Origin of the sequence: Arthrobacter sp. UYEF20, assembly GCF_040546335.1 — a bacterium.
In the GTDB taxonomy this organism is placed as follows: domain Bacteria; phylum Actinomycetota; class Actinomycetes; order Actinomycetales; family Micrococcaceae; genus Arthrobacter.
The window spans coordinates 78,141-103,330 of record NZ_JBEPNP010000015.1 but is presented as its reverse complement, the minus strand read 5'-3'; the positions used below and the strand labels follow the sequence as shown (position 1 = coordinate 103,330).

Annotated in this window: 21 protein-coding genes and 3 pseudogenes; 10 read left to right on the top strand and 14 right to left on the bottom strand. The window is 65.0% G+C overall.

From position 1 onward, the window contains the following. Positions 1–622 precede the first annotated feature (622 nt). Positions 623–769, top strand: a pseudogene (locus tag ABIB26_RS16575) (IS256 family transposase); the annotation flags it as partial. 122 nt (positions 770–891) lie between these two features. Here the strand turns inward: ABIB26_RS16575 and lpdA are convergent. From lpdA to ABIB26_RS16560, 3 genes and pseudogenes are all read right to left on the bottom strand, one after another. Continuing rightward, a pseudogene (lpdA, locus tag ABIB26_RS16570) lies at positions 892–2,291 on the bottom strand (dihydrolipoyl dehydrogenase). Between the two features lie 333 nt (positions 2,292–2,624). Beyond that, positions 2,625–3,461, bottom strand: a complete 837-nt coding sequence (locus ABIB26_RS16565; protein WP_354245428.1) for an alpha/beta hydrolase — start codon at positions 3,459–3,461, stop codon at positions 2,625–2,627. A gap of 1,368 nt (positions 3,462–4,829) precedes the next feature. Continuing rightward, positions 4,830–5,681: a carbohydrate kinase family protein gene (locus tag ABIB26_RS16560; protein ID WP_354245426.1), complete on the bottom strand. Its 852-nt coding sequence runs from the start codon at positions 5,679–5,681 to the stop codon at positions 4,830–4,832. Between the two features lie 718 nt (positions 5,682–6,399). Here ABIB26_RS16560 and ABIB26_RS16555 point away from each other — a divergent pair. From ABIB26_RS16555 to ABIB26_RS16545, 3 genes and pseudogenes are all read left to right on the top strand, one after another. Further along, complete coding sequence (locus tag ABIB26_RS16555; protein ID WP_354245423.1) at positions 6,400–7,032, top strand: HD domain-containing protein; 633 nt, start codon at positions 6,400–6,402, stop codon at positions 7,030–7,032. 401 nt (positions 7,033–7,433) lie between these two features. Continuing rightward, positions 7,434–7,841, top strand: a pseudogene (locus tag ABIB26_RS16550) (gamma-glutamylcyclotransferase); the annotation flags it as partial. Positions 7,842–7,893: 52 nt separating this feature from the next. Further along, positions 7,894–8,298: an SGNH/GDSL hydrolase family protein gene (locus tag ABIB26_RS16545; protein WP_354245420.1), complete on the top strand. Its 405-nt coding sequence runs from the start codon at positions 7,894–7,896 to the stop codon at positions 8,296–8,298. A gap of 441 nt (positions 8,299–8,739) precedes the next feature. On the opposite strand, the gene ABIB26_RS16540 is transcribed toward ABIB26_RS16545, so the two are convergent. The 6 genes from ABIB26_RS16540 to ABIB26_RS16515 form a co-directional block, all read right to left on the bottom strand. Then, entirely contained in the window at positions 8,740–8,997 is a 258-nt protein-coding gene (locus tag ABIB26_RS16540) for a tautomerase family protein (protein ID WP_354245496.1), read from the bottom strand. Positions 8,998–9,458: 461 nt separating this feature from the next. After that, a complete protein-coding gene (locus tag ABIB26_RS16535; RefSeq protein ID WP_354245418.1) occupies positions 9,459–9,980 on the bottom strand; it encodes a hypothetical protein in 522 nt (173 codons plus the stop codon). A gap of 7 nt (positions 9,981–9,987) precedes the next feature. Next, the gene (locus tag ABIB26_RS16530) at positions 9,988–12,048 is read right to left on the bottom strand and encodes an ATP-dependent DNA helicase (RefSeq protein ID WP_354245415.1); all 2,061 of its coding nucleotides are present in this window, start codon (positions 12,046–12,048) and stop codon (positions 9,988–9,990) included. Continuing rightward, entirely contained in the window at positions 12,048–12,428 is a 381-nt protein-coding gene (locus ABIB26_RS16525; protein WP_354245493.1) for a VOC family protein, read from the bottom strand. The genes ABIB26_RS16530 and ABIB26_RS16525 overlap by 1 nt, the downstream gene beginning before the upstream one ends. 220 nt (positions 12,429–12,648) lie before the next feature. Then, on the bottom strand, positions 12,649–13,011 hold the full coding sequence (locus ABIB26_RS16520; RefSeq protein WP_354245412.1) for a DUF488 domain-containing protein: 363 nt from the start codon (positions 13,009–13,011) through the stop codon (positions 12,649–12,651). Positions 13,012–13,109: 98 nt separating this feature from the next. Continuing rightward, positions 13,110–13,607 carry a hypothetical protein gene (locus tag ABIB26_RS16515; protein WP_354245410.1) on the bottom strand — a complete coding sequence of 166 codons (498 nt, stop codon included), beginning with the start codon at positions 13,605–13,607 and terminating at the stop codon, positions 13,110–13,112. Positions 13,608–13,760: 153 nt separating this feature from the next. On the opposite strand from ABIB26_RS16515, the gene ABIB26_RS16510 reads away from it, so the two are divergent. Then, on the top strand, positions 13,761–14,624 hold the full coding sequence (locus ABIB26_RS16510; RefSeq protein WP_354245407.1) for a hypothetical protein: 864 nt from the start codon (positions 13,761–13,763) through the stop codon (positions 14,622–14,624). A 34-nt stretch (positions 14,625–14,658) separates the two neighbouring features. Here the strand turns inward: ABIB26_RS16510 and ABIB26_RS16505 are convergent, their stop codons facing one another. Continuing rightward, positions 14,659–15,555 (bottom strand): neutral zinc metallopeptidase, encoded by an 897-nt coding sequence (locus ABIB26_RS16505; protein ID WP_354245405.1) that lies wholly within the window; start codon positions 15,553–15,555, stop codon positions 14,659–14,661. Positions 15,556–15,902: 347 nt separating this feature from the next. On the opposite strand from ABIB26_RS16505, the gene ABIB26_RS16500 reads away from it, so the two are divergent. Continuing rightward, a complete protein-coding gene (locus ABIB26_RS16500; RefSeq protein WP_354245402.1) occupies positions 15,903–17,495 on the top strand; it encodes an ABC-F family ATP-binding cassette domain-containing protein in 1,593 nt (530 codons plus the stop codon). A 38-nt stretch (positions 17,496–17,533) separates the two neighbouring features. After that, positions 17,534–17,857, top strand: coding sequence for a hypothetical protein (locus tag ABIB26_RS16495; protein WP_354245400.1), 324 nt, complete (start codon positions 17,534–17,536; stop codon positions 17,855–17,857). A 6-nt stretch (positions 17,858–17,863) separates the two neighbouring features. Here the strand turns inward: ABIB26_RS16495 and corA are convergent, their stop codons facing one another. After that, positions 17,864–18,859: a magnesium/cobalt transporter CorA gene (corA, locus tag ABIB26_RS16490; protein WP_354245397.1), complete on the bottom strand. Its 996-nt coding sequence runs from the start codon at positions 18,857–18,859 to the stop codon at positions 17,864–17,866. 76 nt (positions 18,860–18,935) lie between these two features. Next, positions 18,936–19,433: an Lrp/AsnC family transcriptional regulator gene (locus tag ABIB26_RS16485; protein WP_354245395.1), complete on the bottom strand. Its 498-nt coding sequence runs from the start codon at positions 19,431–19,433 to the stop codon at positions 18,936–18,938. A gap of 176 nt (positions 19,434–19,609) precedes the next feature. Here ABIB26_RS16485 and ABIB26_RS16480 point away from each other — a divergent pair, with 176 nt between their 5' ends. Continuing rightward, positions 19,610–20,875, top strand: a complete 1,266-nt coding sequence (locus ABIB26_RS16480; protein WP_354245393.1) for an MFS transporter — start codon at positions 19,610–19,612, stop codon at positions 20,873–20,875. Here ABIB26_RS16480 and ABIB26_RS16475 read toward each other — a convergent pair. After that, a complete protein-coding gene (locus tag ABIB26_RS16475) occupies positions 20,872–21,378 on the bottom strand; it encodes an Lrp/AsnC family transcriptional regulator (RefSeq protein ID WP_354245390.1) in 507 nt (168 codons plus the stop codon). The two genes, ABIB26_RS16480 and ABIB26_RS16475, sit on opposite strands and share 4 nt — an antisense overlap. Before the next feature lie 132 nt (positions 21,379–21,510). Here ABIB26_RS16475 and ABIB26_RS16470 point away from each other — a divergent pair, with 132 nt between their 5' ends. Further along, on the top strand, positions 21,511–22,674 hold the full coding sequence (locus tag ABIB26_RS16470; RefSeq protein WP_354245388.1) for a trans-sulfuration enzyme family protein: 1,164 nt from the start codon (positions 21,511–21,513) through the stop codon (positions 22,672–22,674). Here the strand turns inward: ABIB26_RS16470 and ABIB26_RS16465 are convergent. Further along, entirely contained in the window at positions 22,664–24,025 is a 1,362-nt protein-coding gene (locus ABIB26_RS16465) for an MFS transporter (RefSeq protein WP_354245387.1), read from the bottom strand. The two genes, ABIB26_RS16470 and ABIB26_RS16465, sit on opposite strands and share 11 nt — an antisense overlap. A gap of 91 nt (positions 24,026–24,116) precedes the next feature. Here ABIB26_RS16465 and ABIB26_RS16460 point away from each other — a divergent pair, with 91 nt between their 5' ends. Next, positions 24,117–25,100: a LysR substrate-binding domain-containing protein gene (locus tag ABIB26_RS16460; RefSeq protein ID WP_354245384.1), complete on the top strand. Its 984-nt coding sequence runs from the start codon at positions 24,117–24,119 to the stop codon at positions 25,098–25,100. Positions 25,101–25,190: the final 90 nt, after the last annotated feature.

The following is a 25,190-nucleotide window of genomic DNA, read 5'->3' as shown; positions in this document are numbered from 1 at the left end:
GGATGCACCCCGGGAACATAAAGCCTCCGCCAGCTAACCGCGAAACTTTGACAGTTAATAATGTGATGATCCAGCCGGAGCTGAGCGGTGAGCGACTGAGAGGATTCGGACGATGATTGACGTCGGTGAACGGGCTGAGATCCGGCGATTGCGTATGGCTGGGGGCCTGTGTGTGCGCGAAATCGCCAGTCGGTTGGCTACACGGGCGGACGTTCGGTCTTTCGCGCCAAGACAGCCGAAATTAGGGCCCGGATCTCTCAAATCACCGCAGCTTCGATCCCAGGGAAATGATCCAGTGGGACCTATTGTCTCCCACCGAGCGAATCATTCCCACCGGGGCACGATGCCATGCATTCACCTCGTGTGCTCACCGTGGCCTCCGGCTATTCGCGCTGGCTCATGGCCCATGTGCTGCCTTTCCACACCACGGGAGACGTGGTGGCGGACATGTCCCTGCTGCTGGAAACAAAGGAGGAATCGTGCTGCGGTGAATTCCCTACAGCCTGTAGCTGTCATCGTGAACCTCGCTGTCACGTTGGTATGTTGAGTGCGGGCGTTAGAGTGGTCCGATTTGCCAGGCAACAGCCCGTTTTTGTTGTGGCCCGAGTCAAGCAAACCCGGGGCGATTCAAAAGTTCATGTATCTGGTCACCCGGTCACTCGATCCGGCCGGTGCCGGCAGAACCCGATGGGCCGTGCGTTGGAAGCCCGCTTTGAACGCCTTCGCCATCACCTTCGGCGACCGATTCCCGGCAGCTGAGAACTACTAAAGGAAACTGCCGGATACACCGTTAATGAGATGGTCTCCCCAGTTCATGGGTATTTCGCCAAAGTTCAGTTCTTCGGCAAGTAGACGTAGTGCGCCAGCCAGCCGGGAGTATTCGATGTGGTTCTAGAGGTTGATCATGTGCCCGGTGAGTCCGTGGAATCCTTCTTGGAGTGCTTCGCCCAGCGTGGGGTGAGCGTGGACATTCCGTGCGAGTTCGGTTGCGGTGAGATCCCATTTCTGGGCGAGGGTGAGTTCAGGGAGGAGCTCCGCGACGTCGGCGCCAATGAGGTGGGCTCCGAGGAGTTCTCCGTGCCTTGTGTCAGCGATGAGTTTGATGAACCCGGTCGGTCTCCGATACCTTGCGCTTTGCCATTGGCGGTAAAGGGGAACTTGGCGATGATGACGTCATAGCCTTCGTCGCGAGCCTGCTGTTCGGTAAGGCCGAAGGAAGCGACCTGCGGTTGGCTGAAGGTAGTTCGGGGCATCATGCGGTAGTCGCCAATGGGAAAGGTTTCGGCGCCGGCGATTGTTTCGGCGGCTATGACACCTTGAGCTTCGGCCACGTGTGCGAGCTGGAGCTTTTCAGTGACGTCCCCGATGGCGTAGAGGTGGGGGACAGACGTGCGCATGTAGTCGTCGATTGCGATAGCACCGCGCTGAGTGAGTTCTACGCCGGTGTTCTCTAGCCCATATCCGGTGGTGCGGGGTGCGAAGCCCACCGACATGAGGACCTTATCCGTGCGGATGCGCGACCGTTCGCCGGTCGGCGCCGAGTAGGTCACGGTGACCGAGGTTTCATCGTCGGTGACCGTCTCGACTTTGGTTGATGTGAGGAGGCTGATGCCGAGTTTCTTGTACTGTCGGGCGATCTCCTTCGACACTTCGATGTCCTCGTTGGGGAGGGCTCGGTCTAAGTATTCGATTATGGTGACCTGCACACCATAATTTGCCAGGACATAGGCGAATTCCATACCGATGGCGCCGGCACCGATGATCACGATGGAATTTGGTAGTTTTCGGGTGAGGATTTGTGTCTCGTAGGTGACGACGTTCTCGCTGAGCTCGACGCCTGGCACGAGACGGGCAGTGGATCCCGTGGCGATGATGGCATCGTCGAAGGTGACCTTGCGGGTGCCGCCGGTGGTGAGGGCTACTTCGATGGTGTGGGGATCGGTGAAGGTGCCGTGGCCGTCAATCTCGCTGATCGCGTTCTTCTTCATTAGGAAGTGAACGCCTTTGACCCGGCCGTCTGCAACTTGCCGGCTGCGATCGTAGGCAGCGCCGTAGTCGAAGAGGGCTTGGCCGGAGATGCCGAACTGTTGGGCTTGATGGGTGAAGATGTGCGCCAGTTCCGCGTTACGTAGTAGTGCTTTGGACGGGATGCAGCCGACGTTCAGGCAGACGCCTCCCCAGTACTGCTTTTCGATCACGGCAACACGTTTACCCAGTTGTGCGGCGCGGATTGCAGCGACGTAGCCTCCAGGGCCGGCGCCGAGGACTACAACGTCATAGTGGGTGTTCATGGGGTCTTCTTTCAATGTATCGCTTCCTTGGTGTTCGCCGGATTGGGCTGAGTGACTGTGTCAAGTATTTCTGGCCCTAGGAGGGCATGGTGGAAGTGCGTCCTTATTGCAGAAATCGGAAAACGCTCGCCGTAGACGCCACTGCAGGGCAGGTCGGATCATGTTCAGCACAAAACCTGGCAGGCCCGATATTGCGTCCTCGCTGGAGCTCCACAGTAGCTCCGCAACCGAGGCAGACAAGTCCTGCACGCAGCGCCCGCCTCGTCGATGAAGGAATCGCACCGAGCTCTACAGCCGTCCATACTTTCCCGTCAACTAAACAACGTGCTACTTTCACGGCCTTGGTTTCTTCCCAGTGTCAGTACACCGGACAGCACCGCCTAAGTACGCGCCGTCGACGCCGGGCTCCTCCGTGATCCGGGGCGGCCTGTTCGAGACTCCATTTTCCTGTTGTACAGGGTTTTGGACTCGCGACTCGACTTGCGTTGAAACGAATTCGGTGACGGCATCCACGACACATCGATCGGCCAGCAGGCGGTTGTGACCGAGCCCATCGGTGTACATCACCGAAGCGGAATAAGCGTGGCCCTCGGCAATGAGACCAGCCTGATCGATGCCGACTACAGGATCCGAGGAATCGTGAACCACGAGAAGAGGCATCCAGCTGCCGTCTGACTCAAGCTGGGACACAATCTGCCCCCACTCGAAGGCGCTGTCGACAAACACCAGCTGATTGATCCGGTCTCGGAAGCGCTCACGGGCCCGCGCCGGCAACCGGATCACTCCGGTAAAGGACGTCACGAGGTGCTCAAGACTATGCACACCAGCGATTGTTACCATTCGGCCCGTGGTGACCCCCATCCGCACCGCGTGGAAAGCGGCAAGAACGCCGAATGAATGCCCGACAACCGCGTCGAAATGACCATAGCGTGCTTCCAGTTCCCGAATGATGCCTGCCCATTCGACTACGTTGGAAGGTCCCTTCCCAGACGCCCCGTGGCCGGGAGCGTCAAACGAAACGATCATGTGACCACGGCTCACCAGTGCCTTCACAAGATGACTGAACCGGGACGCCCGGCTCCGCCAACCGTGCACAAGCAGAACAACCGAGTTACCGGTGCCCCAGGTGTATACCGTCACTGCAGTGCGGCCGAACACCACCTGCTCCACGGCGGCGGACTCGTGGACCTCTCGTTCTACGGCTCGGACGGAAGATGGCCTGCCAAGATGCCAAAACAGCACTGACGCTAGGCGGGCAGCGATGTAAGGGCTTACTGCGTCCAACAACCGCATCGCTACGGGAACCATCCAGCCAGGCACGCTCATAACACCTCTCCTACTACATATGCGAACGTTCGTACAGTAACGTGTTCTCTGCCTGCTCCGCAATGCCGAAGAAAGGGGAAGATTGCCGCGCCTGGGGCAGACGTACTACCTCGGCTGCAGGTCGACGAGTCATTCGAGCTCCGGTCCGGCAAGATCGGGGCCCCGAGAAGCAGTGGAACGGTCTGTCGATGTTCTACCGGTGCTGCCGATCATGGTGACCGCGTCGAGCGAAAAATCCGATCCGGAGGAAAACCCACTCGGTGATTCCTCTCGTACCTGGCCGTTGCTGACCTAAGTGTCTGCACAATGCGGTCCTACTGCTACGCCGCACTGATGTGGTTCCGGATCCTGTGGTTTTTCGAAGTTTCCTGGGATTGGGCTGCTGAGGCCGAGACGGCGGCGCTGGTGGGGTGGCTTCGGATCGCACCCAACCCGCAGCGCGGGCGATCTTCCGGGCTGCCCCGGGGGTGTCAATGTCAAGACCGGGAAACCCAATCTTGGTTCCGGATACGGGGGCAGCTGCGGTCAATCTGACGCTGGCGGCGGCGAGGAGCTTCATGAGTTTCTTGCCCGTGGTGCCACGGGCCGGTTGTAAATCCTGTCCCGGCGTCGGCGCATTTTTGCTGGCCGTCCATGGGCGCAAACTATTGGCCATTGACACACACCGGAGCCCTGTTGAAATGAAGCAGCCATTTCGCCGCGCACCATGCCTGAGGTGGCTTGTGACGCTAAGGTTTTGCCGAGCGTCGCAATGGCCTGTATTTACCGGGTTTGAGGCGGTTGGTGCGCGGCCAGGTGTTTGGTCCGCACAGGCCAGAGCGTCTGCCGTTCGGGCCTGGAATTCAGCGTCAGATGAATGACCTCATCGATCTTCGACTGCGGAATGAACACAGCTTGCGGCCCCGACCGTCACGCATCTGGCCCAGGCGGGCCAGACCGTCCTCGGCGAGCCTGACCCGCCAGGACCGCACCGTCGCCGGCTCACCTCGACAACCCGGGCGATCCACCCACTCGAAGGCCCCTCGTAAGACATCGGCACTCCACCTCCCTGTGAGACGCCGTCCGGGACTTCGAGAGCGCCTCCAACCGCGCGCGCTGAGAACCAGAGACCACCGAAGAAAGAGCAACATTCGTAATATGGTGGTTCTCATCTGCGGGTAGGTGGTTCACGGGTTAGTGGGGCGAGGAACGCCCTGCAACGCTGGGGCGGAATCAACGCCCGAGCACCGGGTGCAGATGCTCACTCTCAATCGCGATGCGGGCCTGCGCCGCAGCTGCCTGGAGGGCACGAGCAACCGGCGCGCCGCGCAGGGTCGCAGCCAGGAAATCGGCCATGAACGCATCGCCGGCACCGTTCGTGTCCACCACGTTGGCGGGAACTGCGTCAACCTCATGCTGCGTCCCGTCCGCTTCGAGCGCGCTCGCCCCTGCCGCCCCGCGTGTGCACACTGCCAGGCGAGGGCCCCGCTCTAGGCAGGAGCGCATGAGCTCCCAGGGATCGTCCGTCCGGTCGTCATTCATGAACACGGCGTCGGCCGCACGCAGGAATGGCTCATGGAACGCCGACGATCCGTCGTAGTCGTGAAGATCCACCCACAGCGGTGACTGTCGGACTTTTCCGCGTTCCAGCAGGAGCACGCCGAGTTCGCTCAGGTCAATCACGGTTAGATCCGCTGCCGCCATCACCGCCGCGGCAGCTTCGAGCTCATCTTCCGGCGGCGTGGAAGGGGTCGAAACATAAAGGGATACCCGGCCGCTCTCGGCCATGAGGTTGACGTGGCGCTCGGTGCGGTCAGATGCAATCGTTTCGACGGTAACGCCGGCGGCGATGAGGGCGCGGCGGACCCGCTTGCCATCGCCGTCCGTCCCAAGAGGCGAGCATAAGCGCACTCCGATGCCGAGATCCGCAAGGTGCAGAGCCTTGCCCGCCGAGGTGCCCCCGACAGTCTGCCAGGAGCGCCGCGCGAACTGCATGTGCGGGACAGGCTCCGGGAGGTGGTCAAGGACGATGAGGTGGTTCCACGAAGCGGGGCCGCAGACAGCGACCGTCGGAGAAACAGACATGCTCCTATCCAAGCATGGTCAGGGACCTGCTTGGCCAGAGACACCTCCCTGACGAGCGGAATTTCCGCGCGGTACCAGCCGAAGCGTGTCCTGCTGAGGCGCGCTGGCCGGCGATCTTTCCGCGACGAATCCCACGCGGGCGTCAGCAGCAGGCCTGATTTTCGGTTGTTGACGAGGTGCGCCAGAATTCCCGGAGGGTTAGAAAGCGCCAAGTCCTCAGAACCCTCAGGCCATCCCGGATGTCCCAGCCTGCCCCGGAGCTGGCGGCCCGCTCCCCGCGTAGCTGCTTGACGAGATGTTCACGCTCTTGGTGCTGCAGCTTCAGCCATTCCTCGGGCGGAATATAGTTCACGGAAATGTCCTCTCAAAAGGCCCCGAGGGCTCTAAATATTGATATGCATCAATATTTAGAGTTTCGCAGATATATCGAAGTTCGTCAATGTTTCCTTTGTCCTGCATGAACATACGGAGCAGTAGAAGGCCTTCACGCGTCGAAGTGGCCACCAGGACGCTCGGGACCTTGCTCAATGGATAGCTCAGTCGTTTTGCCGTTGGAGAACGAGAAGGCGAAGGCGTTGCGCAGTGGCACCGGTTCCGGCAGATCTCCAACATTGGATACATATCCCAGGAGAAGGGAACGCGCGGAATGGCAGTATATGGTTGATATCTGTCATTTCTGCCATTTTAATTCAGGCGGCCAATCGTTAGCGTAGGGGACATGACATCTTCAATCGACCTGCCGGCCACCCCGGTCGCCCGCGCGGCATTCGCTGTAGTACAGGCATCGGAGAGTCCCTCGGTAGCCAATCACAGCATTCGGAGCTTCCTGTTTGCTGTACTTCTCGCGAGGCACGAGGGCGCACTGAACGATGCGGCATATGACCGGGACCTTCTCTTCGCCGCCTGTGTCATGCACGACCTGGGTACCGGGACCAAAGCACCTGGCCAGCAGCGGTTTGAGGTGGAAGGCGCCGATCTGGCAGCCGAAGTCTTGACTCAGAATGGCGTGGCGGCGGGGGACGTTGACCGGGTCTGGGAAGCGATCGCCTTGCACTGTTCACCGGGCATCGCGGAGCGTCGAGGGCTTCTCGCCTACCTGACAACGGAGGGGATCGGGATCGACTTTGGCCACAAGGCCGACGTCGTCATGTCACAGGAGCAACGCATCCACGCAGAGTACCCGCGGCTGGACATGGTCAAGTCGCTCACTGACTCGATCGTCACTCACGCCGCGCGTTCGGCCGCCGCCGCGCCGCGCTACTCGCTGCCGGGCGAGCTTGCCCGCGAAAGAAAAGAACAAGGTGTCAGCGGCATGGAACTGGCCGCGTCTTCCTCCGTGTGGGGATGCTGACCGCCAGCAGCGAACGCACGCGGCGAACTTACGGCTATTAAAATCCACTTGAACCTCGGCAAAATCCACTTCTACTTCGGCCGACAATAAGGCGGGCCGACAGCGTTTCGCTGTGTCCGGTGGCACGCCACCGGAAACAGCGAAACGCTGACGGCTTATCATGGCTGAACTTTCGATTGAGTGGATGACGAGGATAACTTTTCGCCCGGGATTCAGTGAGGCCGTCAGATGGGGCGCTCCCAGAGGACGACGGCGCTGCTAAGTTTGTCGGATCGGTAAGGCTTCCGTTCGCCCGCGGCGCGCATCCAAGTGACGAAAATTCTGCCCAGGGAGCACCGCTGTGGCCCACCCGGAACCCACTGCAACCTCTGACCCGACCGAGCTAGGGCTTCTCGTTCGGCACCCTGTTGGATGAGACGGTGCAGCAGTCTATGTTCGGCACCCGGGTCAATATGGTCAAGAACTCCCTAATCGGGCACGGAACCACCGAGGTCGTCATCACCGACCTGAATGTGATTGCCAAGAGCGGCAAGAACGTTCACCTCGGCCTCGTCCGGCGTGAAGGTGACACAGTATCCGGCGGGCTGCTGGCTCTAACCCCCGACGAGCTGGCCGCAGCCGACGCATACGAGGTCGAAGCCTACGCCCGCCGCCGTGTGCCCACAGGAGCCCCCGGACAAGCCTGGTGCTACGTCTCCGCCGACCCTCTGGACGTGGCCGAACGCATGGCCCTGATCGACGACAGTATCGCCATGGGCGCTGCACCCTGGACGGCGGCTGGGCCGCCCGGGTCGCATCGCGACACATAGCCAGCACGAGGAAAACAACCGGTCCTTCAACCTCTCCTGGCTCGGCGCCACCATGCTCGAGATCCTGGACGCCGCCGAGGCCGAGGTGTCCGCCCGCCGCGCCGACACGGTCCTGGTGGCGGCCGGCATCAATGACCTGCTCCACGCCGACGGACGTGGCGGAGCACGAGTGGGCCAGGACGTTATCGCCCGGCTGGAGTCCTTCTGCGATGCCATGGAACTTCAAGGCCGACGCGTGGTCGTGATGTCCCCGAACTGGCGGGCACCGTGGTCCCGGCTTCCAACTGGGCGAGATCCTGGACCTGCGGGAGAGCATGCGGTCCTGGTGCCAGCGGACCTTCCGGGACTTCCTCGACCCCCGGGACGTCCTGGCCGACCGCCGGGCCTGTTCAGCGACGGCCTCCGTCCCACGACAGAGGGCCACCGGCTGGTGGCCGAGTCTGTCGGCAGCGTCTGAGCTGCTCCCCGGGCCGCGCGTAGATAATCCGGGACAGCTGTCAGGGCGGTCTCCTCCCGCAGCCCATCGGCGTCGCAGCCGCCTCCGGGCCGTGCCGGTCGAAAACGTGTGCGGAGGTTGTCGTCAATAGGTCCGCCCGGACGCGCAGCGACGTTTGCCCTCCCTGGGGCATGTGCCCAGCATCAAACTCACGGCCTTTCGCCGGCGACACCACTGTTGTCTTGGTTCATCGGAGGACGCGGCCCAGCTTTCCCTTGCCGTAGCAGATGTGGCAGTTCAGCATTTAACCGGGCCTCGTAGCCGCCTGGGGCGAGCCATGTCGCCAGGATGCCGGCTCGGGGGCACGGCAACGTCCTGTAGGATTTCCAGCCTCCAAGTGGACTCTTCAGCCCGGAAACTGACGCCAATTCCTGCCACCCGACGCCACTGCAGAGCGTGTGATCACCGAGCGTATTGGGCCTCACCGTTCCCGAAGGACCAATTCTCCTTGGCCACTTCGATAAGGCCGATGAATACGTCTTCACGGCGCATGTCGAGGCGGGTATGCAAACGGTTGGCTATAGTCCGGTACAAGTTCTTTTTCTGTTCCACGGATCGGCCTTGGTTGAGAGTTATGTGGATGAAGACCACGTCGTCGGAGCGGCTGATATCCAGATAATTGGGGTCTGCAACGAGCGCGTGGGACTTGTGTTCCTGTATGACCTGAAACCAAAGCGAGAAGGACGCTGTCGCAGCCTGGGATGTAGTTCCTGGGCTTTAGGAGGGGCCATTTGTTACAGGGCACCAAACTGCACCTACCACGGGCACGATATGCGGAACTGCCCCCGCAAGGAGGCCAGGCCTGACATTCCTGAGTCGTCAGGATGCGATATACCTTCGCCGGAGGGGCTCGCCGCCCCAGCAGTTGTGCTCTATCGGGCCAGAACGACGAAAGCCCCGCTCCATTGTTTGATTCGGGGCGGGCTTCTATCGGTGCTGGGGGCCGTCAGTCGGCGCCTTACGCAGGCGGAAATGCGGGCGAGGGCGGCTTCCTGCACGCTCACAGGTGCTGGCTCTGAGCTCGGGCATGACCTAGGCTGGGGGCCCAGGCGGCCGTCCCGCTGACAGTGCCAGTCGCGTTCGCGGTCGTGCTCCGCCGCGAGTTAATTCGCTGGCGGCAGCTATTTGCCGGATGGAGCCCAAGCCAGGCAGTCCGCTGCCCGGATGTAGTACGTTGCTGGCCATGGGGCACCAGGCCTGACCTGGACAGGGTCAGGTGAAATCAGGAGTACGGAACCGGGCCAGATTGGCTCACGGAGAGCTTCTATCCAAGCGCGCTGAACATGATCAAAACGGTTCCACCAGATCGTGATCCACGAGCCCGTGGGTTCGAGGGCATCGACGCTCAACACGGTAATCTCTGCTGTTGTGCGGTGAGTTCGCTTCGCCTCGTCGAAGTCAGTCCACTTCGCGATTGCTGCCGCCGTCCATTCACGACGCCGGCGGACTCGGGCGAACCAAATCGCGCCGATTACTGCCGCAAGAAGGCAGGACGCCAAAGCCGCAAGCCCCAGGATCAATGAGGGATGCCCGTTGGCGGCGACGGATCCGAGAAGGTAGAAGACGCAACTGGAGACGACCACGCTGCCAAGGATCAACGCGGGTGTCGCAAGCTTCGGTTTCAGGGCTGGGTTGGTGTTCATGGATTCACTACTCGACCAGCTTAGAGTTGCCAGCCGACATCGATAAGGCTGTCTTCCCAAGTAACCGGACCGTCGATCCACTTTGGAGCTTGCCGCTGGCCGTCGGACGCGAGAGCGGCTTGATCAATGAGTTGGTCGATGATTGCTCGCTGCTCCAGGTGTTCCATTCGTAGGATGCCGGGAGCGGTCCCAGGGGAAGGGTTGAATCGTCGATGCCCCACCTGTCCCTGTAGATGGCGACACGGCGAATGAGGCTGGTCGCGTCCTCTGGACGGGTGGCTGGGCCCAGGGCGTCCAGGAGATTCCGCTTCCATTCAGTGTCCTGCATCATTGCCGCTTCGGTGACGTGGTCCATCCTCTGAAGGAGCCGGTCCCGCACCTGGTTGATCATGTCATCGAGGTCGGGTCGGGCAGTACGAATGGGCTCGGCCATCGAATCGACTCCGCCGGCGGGCATCCTCGAAACGAAATGCCGGAGTCGGGCATGGATCGCGGTCGCCATATCTCGCGCGCCTGCGTTCGTTTCCAGGGCGCCGAGCACCAGCCGTTGTGTGCTGGGACGGCTGACTTCAAGGGATCGGCGCCACGCTGCGACGGCCGCGCCCCATGCGGGTGATTCCTGAAGCTCGGGGGTCCTGCCGGGCGCATTACTATCAAGGAACGTCGCCAGGTCCTCGGCTGCTGCGATTTGTGCGAGGTAGTCGTATTCAGTGCTGCGCTGCTCCAGGCTGTCCGCCTTCGACTGCTCGGCGTCGCGGACTTCGTGGGCGGTGCGTTCGGCGCCTTCCGCGGCAAGGACCTCACCCAGGATCTGTCGCCACGACGCTTGCAACGCGGGATCCAGGGGCTCGTCGTCCATCGGATCGTTTTCGCTAACATACGCGTAGTTTCCCGCGCGTCCCCGGGTCATGCTGACGTAAAGCAGCTCGCGCGTGAGCCGTCCCTGCGTGACCACAGTGTGTCCCGTGTCCACGGTGATGCCCTGCGACCGGTGGGCCGTCGTCGCATATCCCAGCTCAACTGAGGCCTCAACATAGTCGCGATTCAGCATCACTGTGGCGCCGGTGTCCCGGCGGACCGCGGTCAGCGAGCCGTCGCCCCTGCCGGTACGGACGACGTCGAGCATTGTTCCGTTCCGTATGAAATCGCCGCTGCTATCCGTGATGTGGCGGTCATTGCGGCGGGCAATGACGGTATCTCCGATGCCGGCCCGCGAGCCGTCACTGAGTGGTACCGTGTGTTCGGCGTCCACGGAACCTTGGATGACCCGGTCGGCCTGAGCTCGCTGGTTGAGCATGTTGACGGTGTCGTTATCGGCAGCGATGAGAATGGACGACTTGCCGTCGCGGATGTGCGACTGCCAGCTTTGGTAGGCGTGGTCCACCATGTCGAGGCACGAGCCGTGTTGAATGCGGCGGTACCGCTCATAGCCGTCTATGGCCGCAAAGTCCCCGGCACGGAGCTTCAGTGAAGCCTCCTGCTCCCACGCCTGCTCGAACCGCCATATTGTACTCAGCCGCACCGTCTTGCCCTGCCGGTCCAGCCACCCGAGTACTCCGCCAGCGTCGATGGCGTCCAGCTGTCCGGGATCGCCGACTAGGAGCACCTCGGCCACGGCATCCCGGGCTTGCTGCACCAACGCCGACAACTGAAGGGTGGAAACCATGGAGGCCTCGTCGACGATGACCAACTGGTTGGGATGAAAACGCCACTTGTCCTGGTCGGCAGCCAGGCGGGCGGTCTTCTGTGTAAGCCGGGTGCCCAGCGGCCCGGTGCCCGCCGTTTGCGAGCTGAGTTGCCGCTCGGCGTCGAAGAATCGCGTAGCTCGGTTGCCTGCTCCCTGGCCGACGGACTCGTACAGCCATTTGGCGACGTTTTCCGTGACCATCGCCAGCTCGCGTCCCAGGACCTCGCTCCGATCTACTACCTTTGCGGCCCGGCCGCCCTGGTCAGGGCCATGCGCAGCCTCCTCAATGCTGCGGGCGTGGACGACGACGACATCCGCACGGAGGAGTTCGCCGGCTACTGAAGGCAGTATGTCCGGTTCCCCTTGGCTGAGGGGCGCCATCAGCTGTAGAGGCGCGCGTCCAGGACAGAACGGGGCCGCTGCAGCGGACTGGGGTGCGCTATCACCACGCGGAGGCCATCCGGGTCCCCTCCCTCAACGAAAGTTACCTCCCCGGCGGAATGCGTATAGGTGTAGCGGCCAAGATCCTTGAGCAGCTGCGCGAAATGATCCAGCGCTTCGACGCTGTCGGTGGCCCACATCAGGTACCGATCCCCGATGCCGCCCGTGGGGTGAGGTTCGCGGGACCCTTTGGCTATCAGGTAGACTTGGAAGCCGTCAGGAGCCAGCAGGAGCGCCCTGCCTTCTTCCCGGAGGGCGACTTTACAATCGAATACCGCTCCATAAAAGTCCACCGAGCGATCAAGCTCGGTGACGAAGATGACGGACGATGCGACCTTAGCTGTCTAGTCCATTTTCCCATTCTTGCCCGCTTCCTCCGGCTTGGCCAGAAGGGAGCCGTCGGCCCGTCGGCCCGTCGGCCCGTCGGCCCGGCGGAGAGTTTCGACTGTCCGCGCTTCACCCGTGCAACAACTCAGTGAGGTCCGTGACGACGACGACGCCGACGTCGGCGGCGTGCGCAGCTGATCGGCGTACCCCGCGCTAGCCCCGGATCAAATCGGCCAACACCACGGCTTCGCTGATGCCGGCATCCTTGGTTGCGGTCAGCAGCGTCAGGTTTGTCTTCCGTGCCAGTGCGCGGAGGTGCCCGAGAGTCTCGGCACGCTCCGGCTCTTCGAGCTCCCTGCGGTACCGGCGGCCGAATTCCTCGAAGCGCTCCGGATCGTGGGCGTACCACTTACGCAGCTCCGTGGAAGGGGCCACTGTCTTACACCACTCATCAAGGTCTGCCTTTTCCTTGCTTAGCCCCCGCGGCCAGATGCGGTCCACCAACACCCGGGTCCCGTCCCCGCGCACCCGCTCGACGTAGACACGGCCTACCTTCACCTGATGTACATCCGTCATAATCCGGCCTCACTCTCACCGCCAACCAGTCTCGCAGTTCCCGCCACCGAGGGGTAGTGCCCGCCTCGTCGTGCTGCACGCTGCAGGGATGCGGCCGTCTACGCTCGAGGGGCTTTGCCTGACTTTATCGTCGCCATCGCTACGAGCGCCGCAAGGGCAACCGCGCTGACGCCGTAGAGCACCATGCCCCACGGCGTGTGATCGCCCCCTCTCGTTGCGAACGCATCGGCAAGGCCCATTCCTGCCGGGAACGCGGCGAACCAATGTGACGGCGCTGCAAGCACAAGAAGCAGGAGATCGAGAACGAGACCATCCTTCACCCGAGAACCAGATTGCGTCAGCGCACGGATTAGCACGAGAGCCGCCAGCACCATTCCGCTGATTGCCCATGCAATCACTACGGGTGCGGCCAGGGATTCGTTAGCTCCGTGGAGACCGGCATGGATTTCGTCCAGTGTTGCGCCCGGCACGGCAGCCAGCGGATTCCACACCAGGATCTGGAGTGTGCCGGTGAGGGCGTAGGCCGTAATGATCATGAGCCCTGCGCCCGCTACCCGGACGGCACGCCCCTGCTGGTTGATCCTCCCGTAGCCCATGCCAGGAGCCTAGCCGTTGCATCTGGCCCGCGGCCAGACGGGCGCAGGTTCCGCAGGATGTTAGAGTGCGGACGGGGAACCTCTGCGCCGTTTCGTGCGGCCGAAGTGGCGGGCCCGCACTGCAGGTCTCATCTACAGTCAGGAATGCCTTTCATGGTGGAATTCACCACGCGCCGCCTCGTCGCGGCAGCAGCCCTCGCCGGGGCGCTCTCGCTCTCTGCCTGCGTGGCTCCGGCCGCTGCACCGCAGCCGGCCGGAACCACCGCCGCAGCACCAACAGAAGCAGCAGAAGCAGCACCAACAGAAGCAGCAGAAGCAACATCCGCTCCGACGCCGGAGCCCACGCCGCCACCGGCCGGGCCCGAGGCGGTTCCGTACGCCCAGCCCGAGGGCGGCTTCGACGTGAACGACCCCGCCGCCATCCAATCTGTACTGGCGCAAAACTTCATTACCGAGCTGGTGACCAACAAATACAGCCTCTCCGGCCTTTGGATCGAGGACGGTGGCTCACACGCCAACACAGCCAAGCTCTGGGACAACCGCTTCAGCGACAACCTCAAAGCCAAGCTGATTGCCGCTGGCAAGGACGGCGACGTTTCCACGTTCGGCAACTGGGCCGTGTTTGCCCTGCCCGGACCGGACAGCAAGGATGCCGTCAAGGCCTCGCCCGCCTGCGCCGCCGCCCCGGAGACCCACTGCCTGTTCATCCAGGAGATCGACGGCGACACCGGAGCCATGCAGCAGGCCGGGGGCGCCCAGGAAGCCACCATGGACCTGTCGGTTCCCAACCGGATCGCCTTTGACTACGACGTTGTGGTCCCGGTTTCCCTGACCGAGAAGGGGGACGCTGAAGGGGTGATGAAGGGTGTGCTGAAGGTCGAGTTGACCTACGTGCCGAACCCGAACCTGGCCGCCGGCGGCCCGGACTTCCTCATCGACTCGGTCAATAACAAGCTCACCGGCGCCGAGACTGACGTGCTGGCCGGCAGCCCGGACCTGACATTCGAGTCGTACTAACCAGGTAGCCGGCAGGTTACCCGGCCGGAGCCGGCTATCCCGCGTAGACGGGCGTCTCCGGGAAGAACGAGTTGCAGCCCGGCAGGCCGCTGGTGTACCCGAGCTGGAGCGCATCGATCCGTTCCTGCACCGGGGTCGGCTCCTCGCCCGGATCCGGGGGAGCGACGGCGGCCATCAGGGCATTCAGATCGCCTAGATCCGCGGGGTACTTGAGGTTCCCGGACTGTGCAGCGTGCTGCACCCAGGCGCCGGCGATGCAATCAGCCTGCTTTTCGAGCAGGGCATTTTCCTCGGGCGTCTCCGGCTCGGGCACCTTCATGATGTTCTGGATATGGTGCCCCCATTCGTGGGCATATGCCACGGCGGGAGCCGCGTAGCCGACTCCCTTGTAAAGGGCCCATAGCGCGTCCTGGCCGGTGTAGATCGCCCGGTCCGTCAGGCAATACGAGTAGTCCGCGCTGCTGTACGGGTCCGGGGTGCCGTCGTCCTTGAGGCAGGCCGTGGGGCCCGTGACCCCCGCTGCCACATAGTAAAAGGCCGCCGGGCGGCTGACCGTGCCGTACCGCTCGTCGAACATCGGGGCGACTATCCCGAGCAAATGGTCGAAGTAGCCCGCCATGCTCTCGTAACTGTGGCAGCCTTCCGGCCCCCCGGTCGGGCAGTAGAGCGCGTCCCGGTAGGCCGCCAGTTCCTCGGCGGTCGCGGGGGTGGCCGCCTTCAACGTTGTCGGGGGAGGCTCCGGGGCCAGGGTGCCCGGCGTCGCCGTCGGGGTCGAAGTTGCGCTGGCTGTGTCGCTGGGGGATGCGGTCCCGGGAGCGCTGGAGGCGGTTTCTGCGGGGGGCGGCGTCGTGCCGCCCTGCGGGCCGCACGATGTCAACAGCATCATCGCGGCCAGGAGCAGAGGTACGGTGGCGGATAATTGGCGGGCCATGGGGCACTCCTTGTTATCAACGAGACCAAAGTGATTGCCGTGTCCGACGTGACTCGTGAGAGCCGTTCCCCAGGGCATAAGGATAGGAGCGGGCCTTCCCTGTGTCCATGACTCCGGGGATGCGTTATGACCCCGCACTCGGCTCCCGGGCCCAGGGGCGGAACCTCGCGGGGTCCCCGCCCTGTGACGGCGGCGCGGACAGCCGGGGCCACAGCGTGAACTAAAATGGAGTGAATACCGGAGGAATCCGTCACATGCTCCACAAGCGCGGCTCTCTGGCCGGCCTATCCGCCGGCTTGGAGGGCTTTCCCTTTGGCGCCCCAGGAACACCCTCGAGAGGACAGCCAATGAGCCTGATCCGGCTGCAAGACGTCAGCGTCCGCTTTGACAACACCCAGATCCTGCGCGAGGCGTTCTTCCGCCTCGAGGCTGGGGACAGGGTGGGCCTGATCGGCAAGAACGGCTCGGGCAAAACCACCATCCTCAAGCTGGTCCTCGATCAGGTGACGCCGGACACCGGCACGGTCACGCTGGAGCCGGGCACCAAGGTGGGCTACTTCTCCCAGTTCTCCGAACTCAACGGCGAAGCCACCATCCTGGAAGTGCTCGACGGACTGTTCGTCGAGATCAAGGCCGTCGAAGCGGAACTGGCGTCCATCGACGTGTCCATCGCCGCAGACCGCGCCGGCGCCGAGCTGGACCGGCTGGTCCAGCGCCAGGCGGAGCTGTTCGAGGACATGGAACGCCTCGACGGCTGGGACTACCCGCGGCGCATCGACGCCGTGCTCACCACCCTCGGCTTCGACGAGGCCCACCGGGGCTGCGCGATCGACGAGCTGTCCGGCGGCTGGCGGAACCGGGCCGCCCTGGCCAAGATCCTGCTCGAAGGCCCGAATGTGCTGCTGCTCGACGAGCCGACCAACTTCCTGGACGTGGCCGGCGTCGAATGGCTCGAAAGCTGGTTCCGGGACTTCAAGGGCGCCGCGATCATCGTCTCGCACGACCGGAAGTTCCTCGACGCTGTGGTCACCCGAATCATCGAGGTGGAGAACTTCCATCTGCATGAGTACCCGGGCAACTTTGCCGAGTATGTGGTGCAGAAGCAGTTCCGCCTCAAGACGCTCGAGTCGCAGTTCGTGCACGAGTCCGAGCTGCTGGCCTTTGAGGCCGAGGGCATAGCCGACCGCCGCGAAGCTGCCAAGGCCGCCAGCCGCGGGCTGGGGAACCAGCTGGCCAAGATCAAGAAGTCCCGCACGCCGCGGCCCGTGGACCAGATCGTCACGGAGATCTACGGCGGCCTGCATGTGAAGGATGTGCTCTGCCGGGTGGAAGGGCTGGGCAAGTCCTACGGCGGAAAGGTGCTGTTCGAGGACCTGAGCTTTGAGATCCGCCGGGGCAACCGGATCGTGGTCCTCGGCTCCAACGGCAGCGGCAAGTCCACGCTGCTGAAGGTGCTCACGGGCGAGGAGCAGGCCGACGCCGGCGAGGTGGCCTGGGCCAAGGGGCCGGGTTTTGTCTCCTACAACCGGATGCTTGAGGAGCTCGACGACGCCGACACCGTGTCCCATGCGGTCAACGCGCTGCCGGACAGCCTGGCCTTCAGCGCCACGAAGAAGTCCGTCAACAGGTTCCTCGCGATGTTCCAGTTCTCCGAGGCCGACCTCAAGCAGAAGATCGGGAACCTCTCCGGCGGGCAGAAAGCGCGTGTGGCCATGGCGCAGTGCCTGCTGTCCGGAGCTTCGGTGCTGCTGCTGGACGAGCCGACCAACCACCTGGACATGTCCAGCACCCAGGTCATGGAACGGGCGCTGGTTCACTTCCCAGGGGCCGTGGTGGTGGTCAGCCACGACCGCTTCTTCAGCGAGAAGATCGCCAACCGGCAACTCGTCTTCGGCAGCGATGGCGCCGTCCCCGGTGAAATCGATGTGCGCGCCGCCTAGCCAGCCCCGGACGGACGGATCCGCGGGATAATGGGAACATGACCGAGCAGGATCAGGACCGCGACCCCTGGGAAGAGTTCGACCGACTCAAGCCCGCGGGTTCCGACCGCGTCGCAGGCTACCCCGGCGGCGAACCCCAGGGCTTCGGCTTCCGGACGGGCGTGCGGAGCGCGAAGGTGGCCATCGGCTTTGCCGTCTATGCCCTGTGCCTCGGGACCGTGCTGGTGGTGATCGGGGCGGTCGTCTTCGTCGAGCAGGGACAGTGGTGGTGGCTCGGACTCATGGTCCTGATCGAGGCCCTTTTTATCCTGGCGTTTACCCGCTTGCTGGCCCAGGCGCGGAACCGGCGCTCGTCCTGGTAAGGCCGGTCAGAGCCAGCCCTTGCGCTTGAAGATGGCGTACATCAGGGCCGCGGTGCCGGCCATGAGCCCGATCGCCATCGGGTAGCCGAACGTCCAGTGCAGTTCCGGCATGTTGTCGAAGTTCATCCCGTACACGCCGGCCACGAAGGAGGGCGCGAAGAAAATCGCGGCCCAGGACGAGATCTTCTTGACCTGCTCGTTTTGTTCCACACTGACCTCGTTCTGCCGGTTGGCGGTCAGCGTTCCGTCCAGCGTGAGTGCGTTCTGCAGCAGGTCCCGGAAGGAATCGGCGCGGGAGATCAGCCGCTCCACGTGGTCTTCCACATCGCGGAGGTTGTGCTGCAGTTCGGTGTTGACCGAGTACTTCTCGAAGCCGCGCCGCAACAGCTGCATCATGGCAGGAAGCGGATGGATGGCGCGCTGGAACTGGATGACCTCCCGGGCCAGCTCGTAGATCCGGCGGGACACCCTGGGGTCACCGCTGAAGAGCTGGTCCTCGATTTCGTCGATGTCATTCTCCAGGCCGGCCACCACGGGGACGTAGTCATCCACCACCTGGTCCAAGAGCGCATACAGCACCGCCTCGGGGCCGTGGGCCAGGAGTTCCGGCCGTTGTTCCAGCCGCCGCCGCACCTGCGCCACGCTTCCGGTCTCCGCATGCCGGACGGTGACCACGAAGTTCCTACCGGTAAAAACGTGCAGCTCGCCGAACTCCACAGTCTCGGTCTCGTCGAGGTACCGGGCCGGGCGCAGCACGGTGAAGAGGTTGTCCTCGTAGCGCTCCAGCTTGGGGCGCTGGTGGGCCGAGATCGCGTCCTCCACGGCGAGCGCGTGGAGGCCGAATTCCGCGGCGACGGCAGCCATTTCACCCTTGGTGGGCCGGTAGAGGCCGATCCAGGCCATGCCGCCGTGCCGGGTCAGGGTCTCGAAGGTCTGCTCGAGGCTCTGCGGCTCGGCACTGCGGACGCCGTCAACGTAGACGGCGTTATCGATAATAGTCACGGGCCAATTATCCTGTCTCGCGGCGCAGTTGGGCGGCAAGGGCTGCCGAACGCGCTGGCCCGCCCTGCGCGGCGTGTCACGTGGCGCGGCCGGGGGCCAGCGAGCTGCCCTGGGCAAGGCGGCTGATGAGCGGCTCCGTCCGGTACGGGATGTGGGTGTGGAGGGCCAGCACCGTTTCTGTCCGGATCACGCCCTTGATCCTGAGGATGGACCGCAGGGCGGCCTGGAGGTTGTGTGTGTCGGTGGCCACGACACGGCACCAGACATCGCCCCGCCCGGAGATCTCGTGCACTTCAAGGACCTGCGCGATCAGGCGCAGGGCGCCCACGACGCCGTCGAGTTCACGGTGGGTCACCTCGATCGTCACGAACGCGACGACGTCGTAGCCCACCGCCTCGAGGTCGATCTCGCGGCCGCCGTCGTGCAGCAAACCGGAACGCTGCATCCGCCGCACCCGCGACTGCGCGGTGTTCCGCGCGATGCCCAGGGCTTCACTGAGCTCGCCGATCTGGATCCGGGGATCCCGGATCAGTTCCAGCAGGATTTTCAGGTCGGTCGGGTCCAGACTGTTCAAATCATCACTCCGGTTCACTTCGGTGGCCTGTGATTGACGGTTTTGATCAATTTTGGCACAGAAATTGGCCGGTTGGATCATGAATGCCGCATTCTTTAGGTATCAAACTTCTTCCGGACCGGCAGCACCCCACACCACGGGCGCTGTGCGGTCCGGTTTCACGCAAGGGCACGGACATGACTGTCTTCAGCGAACTCCGCATGCGCCCGGCCACGGCTGACCGCTGGGGCTGGGATGCTTCCGTCACGGCACGGCTGGTGATGGCCGGCGTCGTGATCTTCACGCTGCTGGTCGGCGCGAATCTCGCCACGCCGCTGTATCCGTTGCTGCAGGCCAAGCTCGGCATTACCGCCCTGGACGTCACGGTTGCGTTCTCCGCCTACGTCCTGGCGCTGGTGGCCACTCTTGTACTCGCCGGGCACTGGTCGGACCACATCGGGCGCCGGGCCGCCCTCGTCCTGGCGGTGCTCGTCGGTCTCGCCGGGGGTGCCGTCTTCGCCACGGCGGACAGCCTGTTCCTGCTCTCCGCCGGCCGGGCGCTGCAGGGCGTCGCGGTGGCGCTGGCCACCGGCGCCAGTTCCGCCGCCCTGCGCGAGCTGCTGCCCAGCCGTCCCGATTGGGCCTCGCGGTTCACCCTCCTGGCATCCGCCGGAGGAGTCGCCGCCGGCCCGGCGATCGGCGGGGTGCTCTCGCTCCTGCCCGGCCCCACGTCCACCCCGTACTACCTGCATTCCCTGGCCCTGGCGGCGCTGCTGGTGCCGCTGTACGTGCTCAAGGCCCGCCCGGCCATCAGCTCGGCCACCGGCCCGCAGCCGCTGAGTGTCCTGGCGCCGCGCCGGCCGTCCGTGTCCAGCGAGGCCCGCGGCGCCTTCTGGCTGGCCTCTTCGGTGGGTTTCCTGAGCTTCACCGTCTTCGGCTTCTGCCTCTCTCTTGCGCCCGGCTACTTTGCCCAGATCGTCCACGCCGACTCGCGGCCGCTGATCGGCCTGCTGGCGGGACTGACGCTGGGCTCGTCGGCGCTGAGCCAGCTGCTGGCCGTGCGCGGACGCTTTGTGGTTCCGGTGGGGCTCGGCATGCTGGCCGTGTCCGTGCTGCTGATCGCCGCGGCCGCCGCCTGGAGCAGCCCCTGGCTGCTGATCATGGCGAGCATTACCGCCGGCGTCGGCCAGGGCGTGTCCTTCCGGACGGTCTTCAACGACGTCGCCGGAAAAGTGGAGGCGCCACGCCACGCCCAGGTCATCAGCACCCTCTACGTCATCACGTATCTGGGCAGCGCCATCCCGGTCGTCGGGCTGGGGCTCGCGGCCGGAGTGGTCGGCCTGCAGGCGGCCGTGGCCGGCTTCGTGGTGCTGTGCTCGATCGCGGCGGGTGCCCTCGCGCTGATCACCCTGCGCGCGGCGCTCCGCCGCGCCGCGCCTGACGGCCGCGGGCTTCCGCGCTAATCCGGCAGCGGCCCGTGATTGCCCTGGATGTGGTCGAACACCAGGGTGGTCTCGGTGTGGCCCACCACCGGATCGGTGGCCAGGTTGTCCAGCACCCAGTCGCGCAGATCCTCGGTGGTGGCCACGGCGATGTGCAGCAGGTAGTCCACCGAGCCCGAGGTGTGGAAGGTTGAAAGCACGGCCGGGAGCTTGGGCACCCTGGCGGTGAACCGGTCGATCTGCTCGCGGTCGTGGGCCCTGAGCCGGACGGCAATGAGCGCCTGCACCGAGCGCCCGATGGCGGACAGGCTCAACTGGGCTTCGAAACCCAGGACTATCCCGCGCTCCGAGAGGGCTCGGGTGCGCATCAAGGCCGTCGACGGTGCGATGCCCACGAGTTCAGCCAGCTGCTTGTTGGAAATGCGGGCATCCGCCACCAGGGCAGCAAGCAGGCGCTCGTCGATCGCGTCCAGCGGCTCGCCGGCACCCGCTCCCGGCCGAATATTCTTCGCGCTGCTACTCACGGATCCTCCTTGAAGTGTTGTCAGTTCATCATAAACGGCACATTCCGGCACTTCCATTCGCAGGCCCTATAAAAGCCCGAATTATTGCCAGATACTTGCCGCATTCAATGGTGAATATTCATAAGGAGCAAAGTGCTTTCTCAAGACTCGCTGGCGGTCCACGCCGGCCGGAACGGCCTCACGGAACTGGGCGTCCACGCGGTGCCCATCGATCTGTCCACCACGGCACCCCTTCCCTCGGTGCACGACGGCGGCCTGGCCTATGAGCACATGGCCACCGGCGGCACCCACACGGAGGGCCAGAGCACCGTCTACCAGCGCCTCTGGAATCCCACGGTGGCCCGCTTCGAGGAGGGCGTCGCGCTGCTGGAGGACACCCCGGAGGCGGTGGCGTTCGCGACCGGCATGGCGGCGCTGAGCGCCGTGCTGCTCGCCGTGGTGGCCACCGGCAAAAAGCACGTTGTGGCGGTGCGGCCGCTGTACGGCGGCAGCGACTACCTCCTCGCCTCGGGCGTGCTGGGCAACGAGGTCACGTTTACCACCCCGGCGGGCGTCCATGCCGCCCTCCGCCCGGACACCGGCCTGGTGATCCTGGAGACGCCGGCCAATCCCAGCCTGGAACTCGTGGACATCGCCCGGGTGGCCGCTGCGGCGGACGGCGTGCCGCTCTTGGTCGACAACACTTTTGCGAGCCCGGTCCTCCAGCAGCCCTTCAGGCACGGCGCCGCCATGGTGCTGCACAGCGCCACCAAGTTCCTCGGCGGGCACGGCGACGCGATGGGCGGAGTGGTTGCCGCGGCGCCCGAGTGGACCACGAGGCTGCGCCAGATCCGGGCCGTGACCGGCGGCATCCTGACGCCCTGGCCGGCCTACCTGCTGCACCGCGGGCTGGCGACGCTGCCGGTCCGCGTGCGCGCCCAGCAGGCCAGCGCCCAGAAGGTCGCCGTCGCGCTGGCGGAGCACGGGCTGGTGGGGCGGGTCTTCTACCCGGGACTGCCGGAGTGCGATCCGCAGGGCCTGGTGGGGACGCAGATGGCCGGCCCCGGTTCGCTCCTGGCCTTCGAGGTGGCTACGGCCGGGCATGCCGAGCGGATTCCGTCCGCCGTCAGGATGATCACGCACGCCGTCTCCCTGGGCGGCATCGACACCCTCATCCAGCACCCGGCGGGGCTGACACACCGTCCGGTGGCCGCCGACGCCAAGCCGCACGCGGGCCTGCTGCGCGTTTCCGTGGGGCTGGAAGATCCCTCGGACGTGGTGGCCGACCTCGTGCAGGCCATCGAGGCTACCCGCTGACAGTTGCCGGCGGCGCCCCGCCTGCCGGGTGCACGGCTGCCGGGTTCACGGGGGAGGAGTGCACGACGGCGGTGATCACCGCCGTCGTGCCTGCCAGCCCGATGACGGTCAGGGCCAAAGCGGTCCAGCCGAACGACTGGAAGACCAGCCCGCCGGCCCACCCGATGATGCTGGAGCCGAGGTAGTACGCGAGGTTGTAGAGCGAGGCGGCCTGGGCGCGGCCGGTTGTGGCGATCACTCCGGTCCAGCCTGCGCCGATGCTGTGCGCCGCGAAGAACCCGCCGGTGAAGACCAGCAGCCCCAGCAGGATGAGCGGCAGCAGCTGTGTGAGGGTCAGTGCCAGCCCGCACACCATGAGGGCCGTGCCCGCGAGCAGGACGTTGCGCCGGCCGAACCGGAGGGTCAGGCCCGCGGACCAGCGGGCGGAGACCGTCCCGGAGAGGTAGGCCAGGAAGATGAGGCTGATGGCCGTGGCGGGCAGGCTGAAGGGTTCGCCCGAGAGCCGGAAGCCGAGGTAGTTGTAGACGGCCACGAACCCGCCCATCAGCAGGAACGCCTGGACGTAGAGTGCCAGCAGCCGTGGGTTCCGCCCGTGGCCGGCCAGCGTGCGGACCGCACCGCGGAAGCCGCTGGCCGCCGCGGCCGTGAATCCCCGGGCCTTCGGCACCAGGACCAGGAACAGGACCGCGGCCACCGTGGCAAGCACGGAGACGGCCAGGGCGGCGGCCCGCCAGCCCCACAGTTCACCGACGGGGCCGGCCACGAGGCGCCCGGCCAGTCCGCCCAGGGTGGTGCCGGCGACGTAGCTGCCGGCGGCGAGGGCGGCGTGGGCCTTGTTGACCTCCTCGTTGAGGTAGGCGATTGCGATGGCCGGGATCCCGCCGAGCGCCATCCCCTCGAGCATCCGCAGGCCCAGCAGCATCGGGAAACTTGAGGCCAGCGGGACCAGGAGCCCCAGCACGGTGGCGGCCGAAATGCCCCACGCCATGGCGCGGACCCGGCCGATGCGGTCCGCCAGGAAGGACCACGGGAGCACGGTCACCGCGAGCCCCACGGTGGCAAGCGAGATGGTCAGCGCGGCCTCGGCCGCCGTGATCTGGAGGTCTGCCGCGAGGATGGGCAGGACCGCCTGAGTGGAGTACAGCTGGGCGAAGGTCGCGACGCCGGCGAAGGCCAGTCCGGCGAGGATTTTTCCGTAGGCCCGGGACCCCTTGGAGTGTCCTGGCCAGGGCGGGTTCCCGGCGCCCGCCGCAGTCCCGGCGCCGGCGGACCCCGCGCCCTCGATGGCGGCCGGGACCGGCGTCCCTGGCCGGGCGGCGGTGGAACTGCGGCGCGGGAGAAAACGTGGCATCTCCCCAGAATAGGCCTCATCAAGGCATGCTTCCAATGCATGATTTGCATATAATCAATGTCAGAAGTGGAACAATCCGGAGGTCGGGACCATGGACGTGGAGCACAAACAACTCGTGCAGCTGCTGCCGCTGCTGCCGCTGCTGGCAGAGCTCGGGCGCACCCAGCACGTCACCGCGGCGGCTGCAGTGCTGGGACTGCCGCAGTCGACGGTCAGCCGGGGGATCGCGCGGGCCAGCGCCATTGTCGGCGCCGAGCTGTTGATCCGCGACGGCCGCGGGGTGCGGCTCACCCCGGCCGCCAAGGCGCTCATGCCGCACATCGAGGCGGCGCTGGGCGCGTTCCAGGCCGGGCTGGACCTGGTCCGCCACGAGTCCGAGGTGGTGCGCGGCCGGATCTCGGTGACGTTCCAGCACACCTTTGGCGAGGCGATGCTGCCGCTGCTCATCAGCGCTTTCCGGGCCCGGCATCCGCAGACGGCGTTCCACCTGAGCCAGGGCTCGAGGGACGGCTGCCTGGCTGAACTCGCCGCGGGTGACGCCGACGTGGCCCTGACCGCGCCTGTCGCGGCGCCAAGCCGGACGATTGGCTCTGCCTCGCTGTACCGGGAGCCGCTGCGCCTCGTGGTGCACCACCGGCACCGGCTGGCAATGCGCCGGCGCGCCCGGCTCGAGGAGATCCGGCGGGAGCCCTTCGTGGCCCTGGGGCCGGGCTACGGCATGCGCTCGCTGACCGACGCGCTGTTCCGGGAAGCGGGCTTCCGGCCCCGGATGGCCTTCGAGAGCCAGGACACACATACGGCCCGGGGACTGGTCTCGGCCGGTCTGGGCGTGAGTATCCTCCCGCCCGGCGGCCAGGCCCCCGGCCGCCACCCGGCTGCGGAATCCGGCGACCTCGGCTGGGTGGAGATCGCCCTGGATTCCCGCCTGGCGTTCCGCGAGATCGGACTGGCCTGGCGGCAGCACCGCGGGGGAGCGGACGCGGAGCCGGACCCGGTGCGGCTGTTCCGCGAACTCGTGCTCAGCGAGGGGCCGGAGCTTCTGGCAGGTTTCGTGCGGGAGCGCTCGGGCAGCTGAGGCACCGGGTGCCCGCCCTGCAGCCGCTCCGCCCTTCTGCCGCCCTTCTGCCGCGGGTTCGCCGGGAGCCCGCGACATCGCCGGGGAATT

Coding starts and splice junctions, on each gene's coding strand:
- ABIB26_RS16560 (WP_354245426.1), bottom strand. CDS start 5,681: ATGTCTGTTTCTCCGACGGTCGCTGTCTGCGGCCCCGCTTCGTGGAAC.
- ABIB26_RS16555 (WP_354245423.1), top strand. CDS start 6,400: ATGACATCTTCAATCGACCTGCCGGCCACCCCGGTCGCCCGCGCGGCA.
- ABIB26_RS16545 (WP_354245420.1), top strand. CDS start 7,894: ATGCTCGAGATCCTGGACGCCGCCGAGGCCGAGGTGTCCGCCCGCCGC.
- ABIB26_RS16535 (WP_354245418.1), bottom strand. CDS start 9,980: ATGAACACCAACCCAGCCCTGAAACCGAAGCTTGCGACACCCGCGTTG.
- ABIB26_RS16530 (WP_354245415.1), bottom strand. CDS start 12,048: ATGGCGCCCCTCAGCCAAGGGGAACCGGACATACTGCCTTCAGTAGCC.
- ABIB26_RS16520 (WP_354245412.1), bottom strand. CDS start 13,011: ATGACGGATGTACATCAGGTGAAGGTAGGCCGTGTCTACGTCGAGCGG.
- ABIB26_RS16515 (WP_354245410.1), bottom strand. CDS start 13,607: ATGGGCTACGGGAGGATCAACCAGCAGGGGCGTGCCGTCCGGGTAGCG.
- ABIB26_RS16510 (WP_354245407.1), top strand. CDS start 13,761: ATGGTGGAATTCACCACGCGCCGCCTCGTCGCGGCAGCAGCCCTCGCC.
- ABIB26_RS16505 (WP_354245405.1), bottom strand. CDS start 15,555: ATGGCCCGCCAATTATCCGCCACCGTACCTCTGCTCCTGGCCGCGATG.
- ABIB26_RS16500 (WP_354245402.1), top strand. CDS start 15,903: ATGAGCCTGATCCGGCTGCAAGACGTCAGCGTCCGCTTTGACAACACC.
- ABIB26_RS16495 (WP_354245400.1), top strand. CDS start 17,534: ATGACCGAGCAGGATCAGGACCGCGACCCCTGGGAAGAGTTCGACCGA.
- ABIB26_RS16480 (WP_354245393.1), top strand. CDS start 19,610: ATGACTGTCTTCAGCGAACTCCGCATGCGCCCGGCCACGGCTGACCGC.
- ABIB26_RS16465 (WP_354245387.1), bottom strand. CDS start 24,025: ATGCCACGTTTTCTCCCGCGCCGCAGTTCCACCGCCGCCCGGCCAGGG.
- ABIB26_RS16460 (WP_354245384.1), top strand. CDS start 24,117: ATGGACGTGGAGCACAAACAACTCGTGCAGCTGCTGCCGCTGCTGCCG.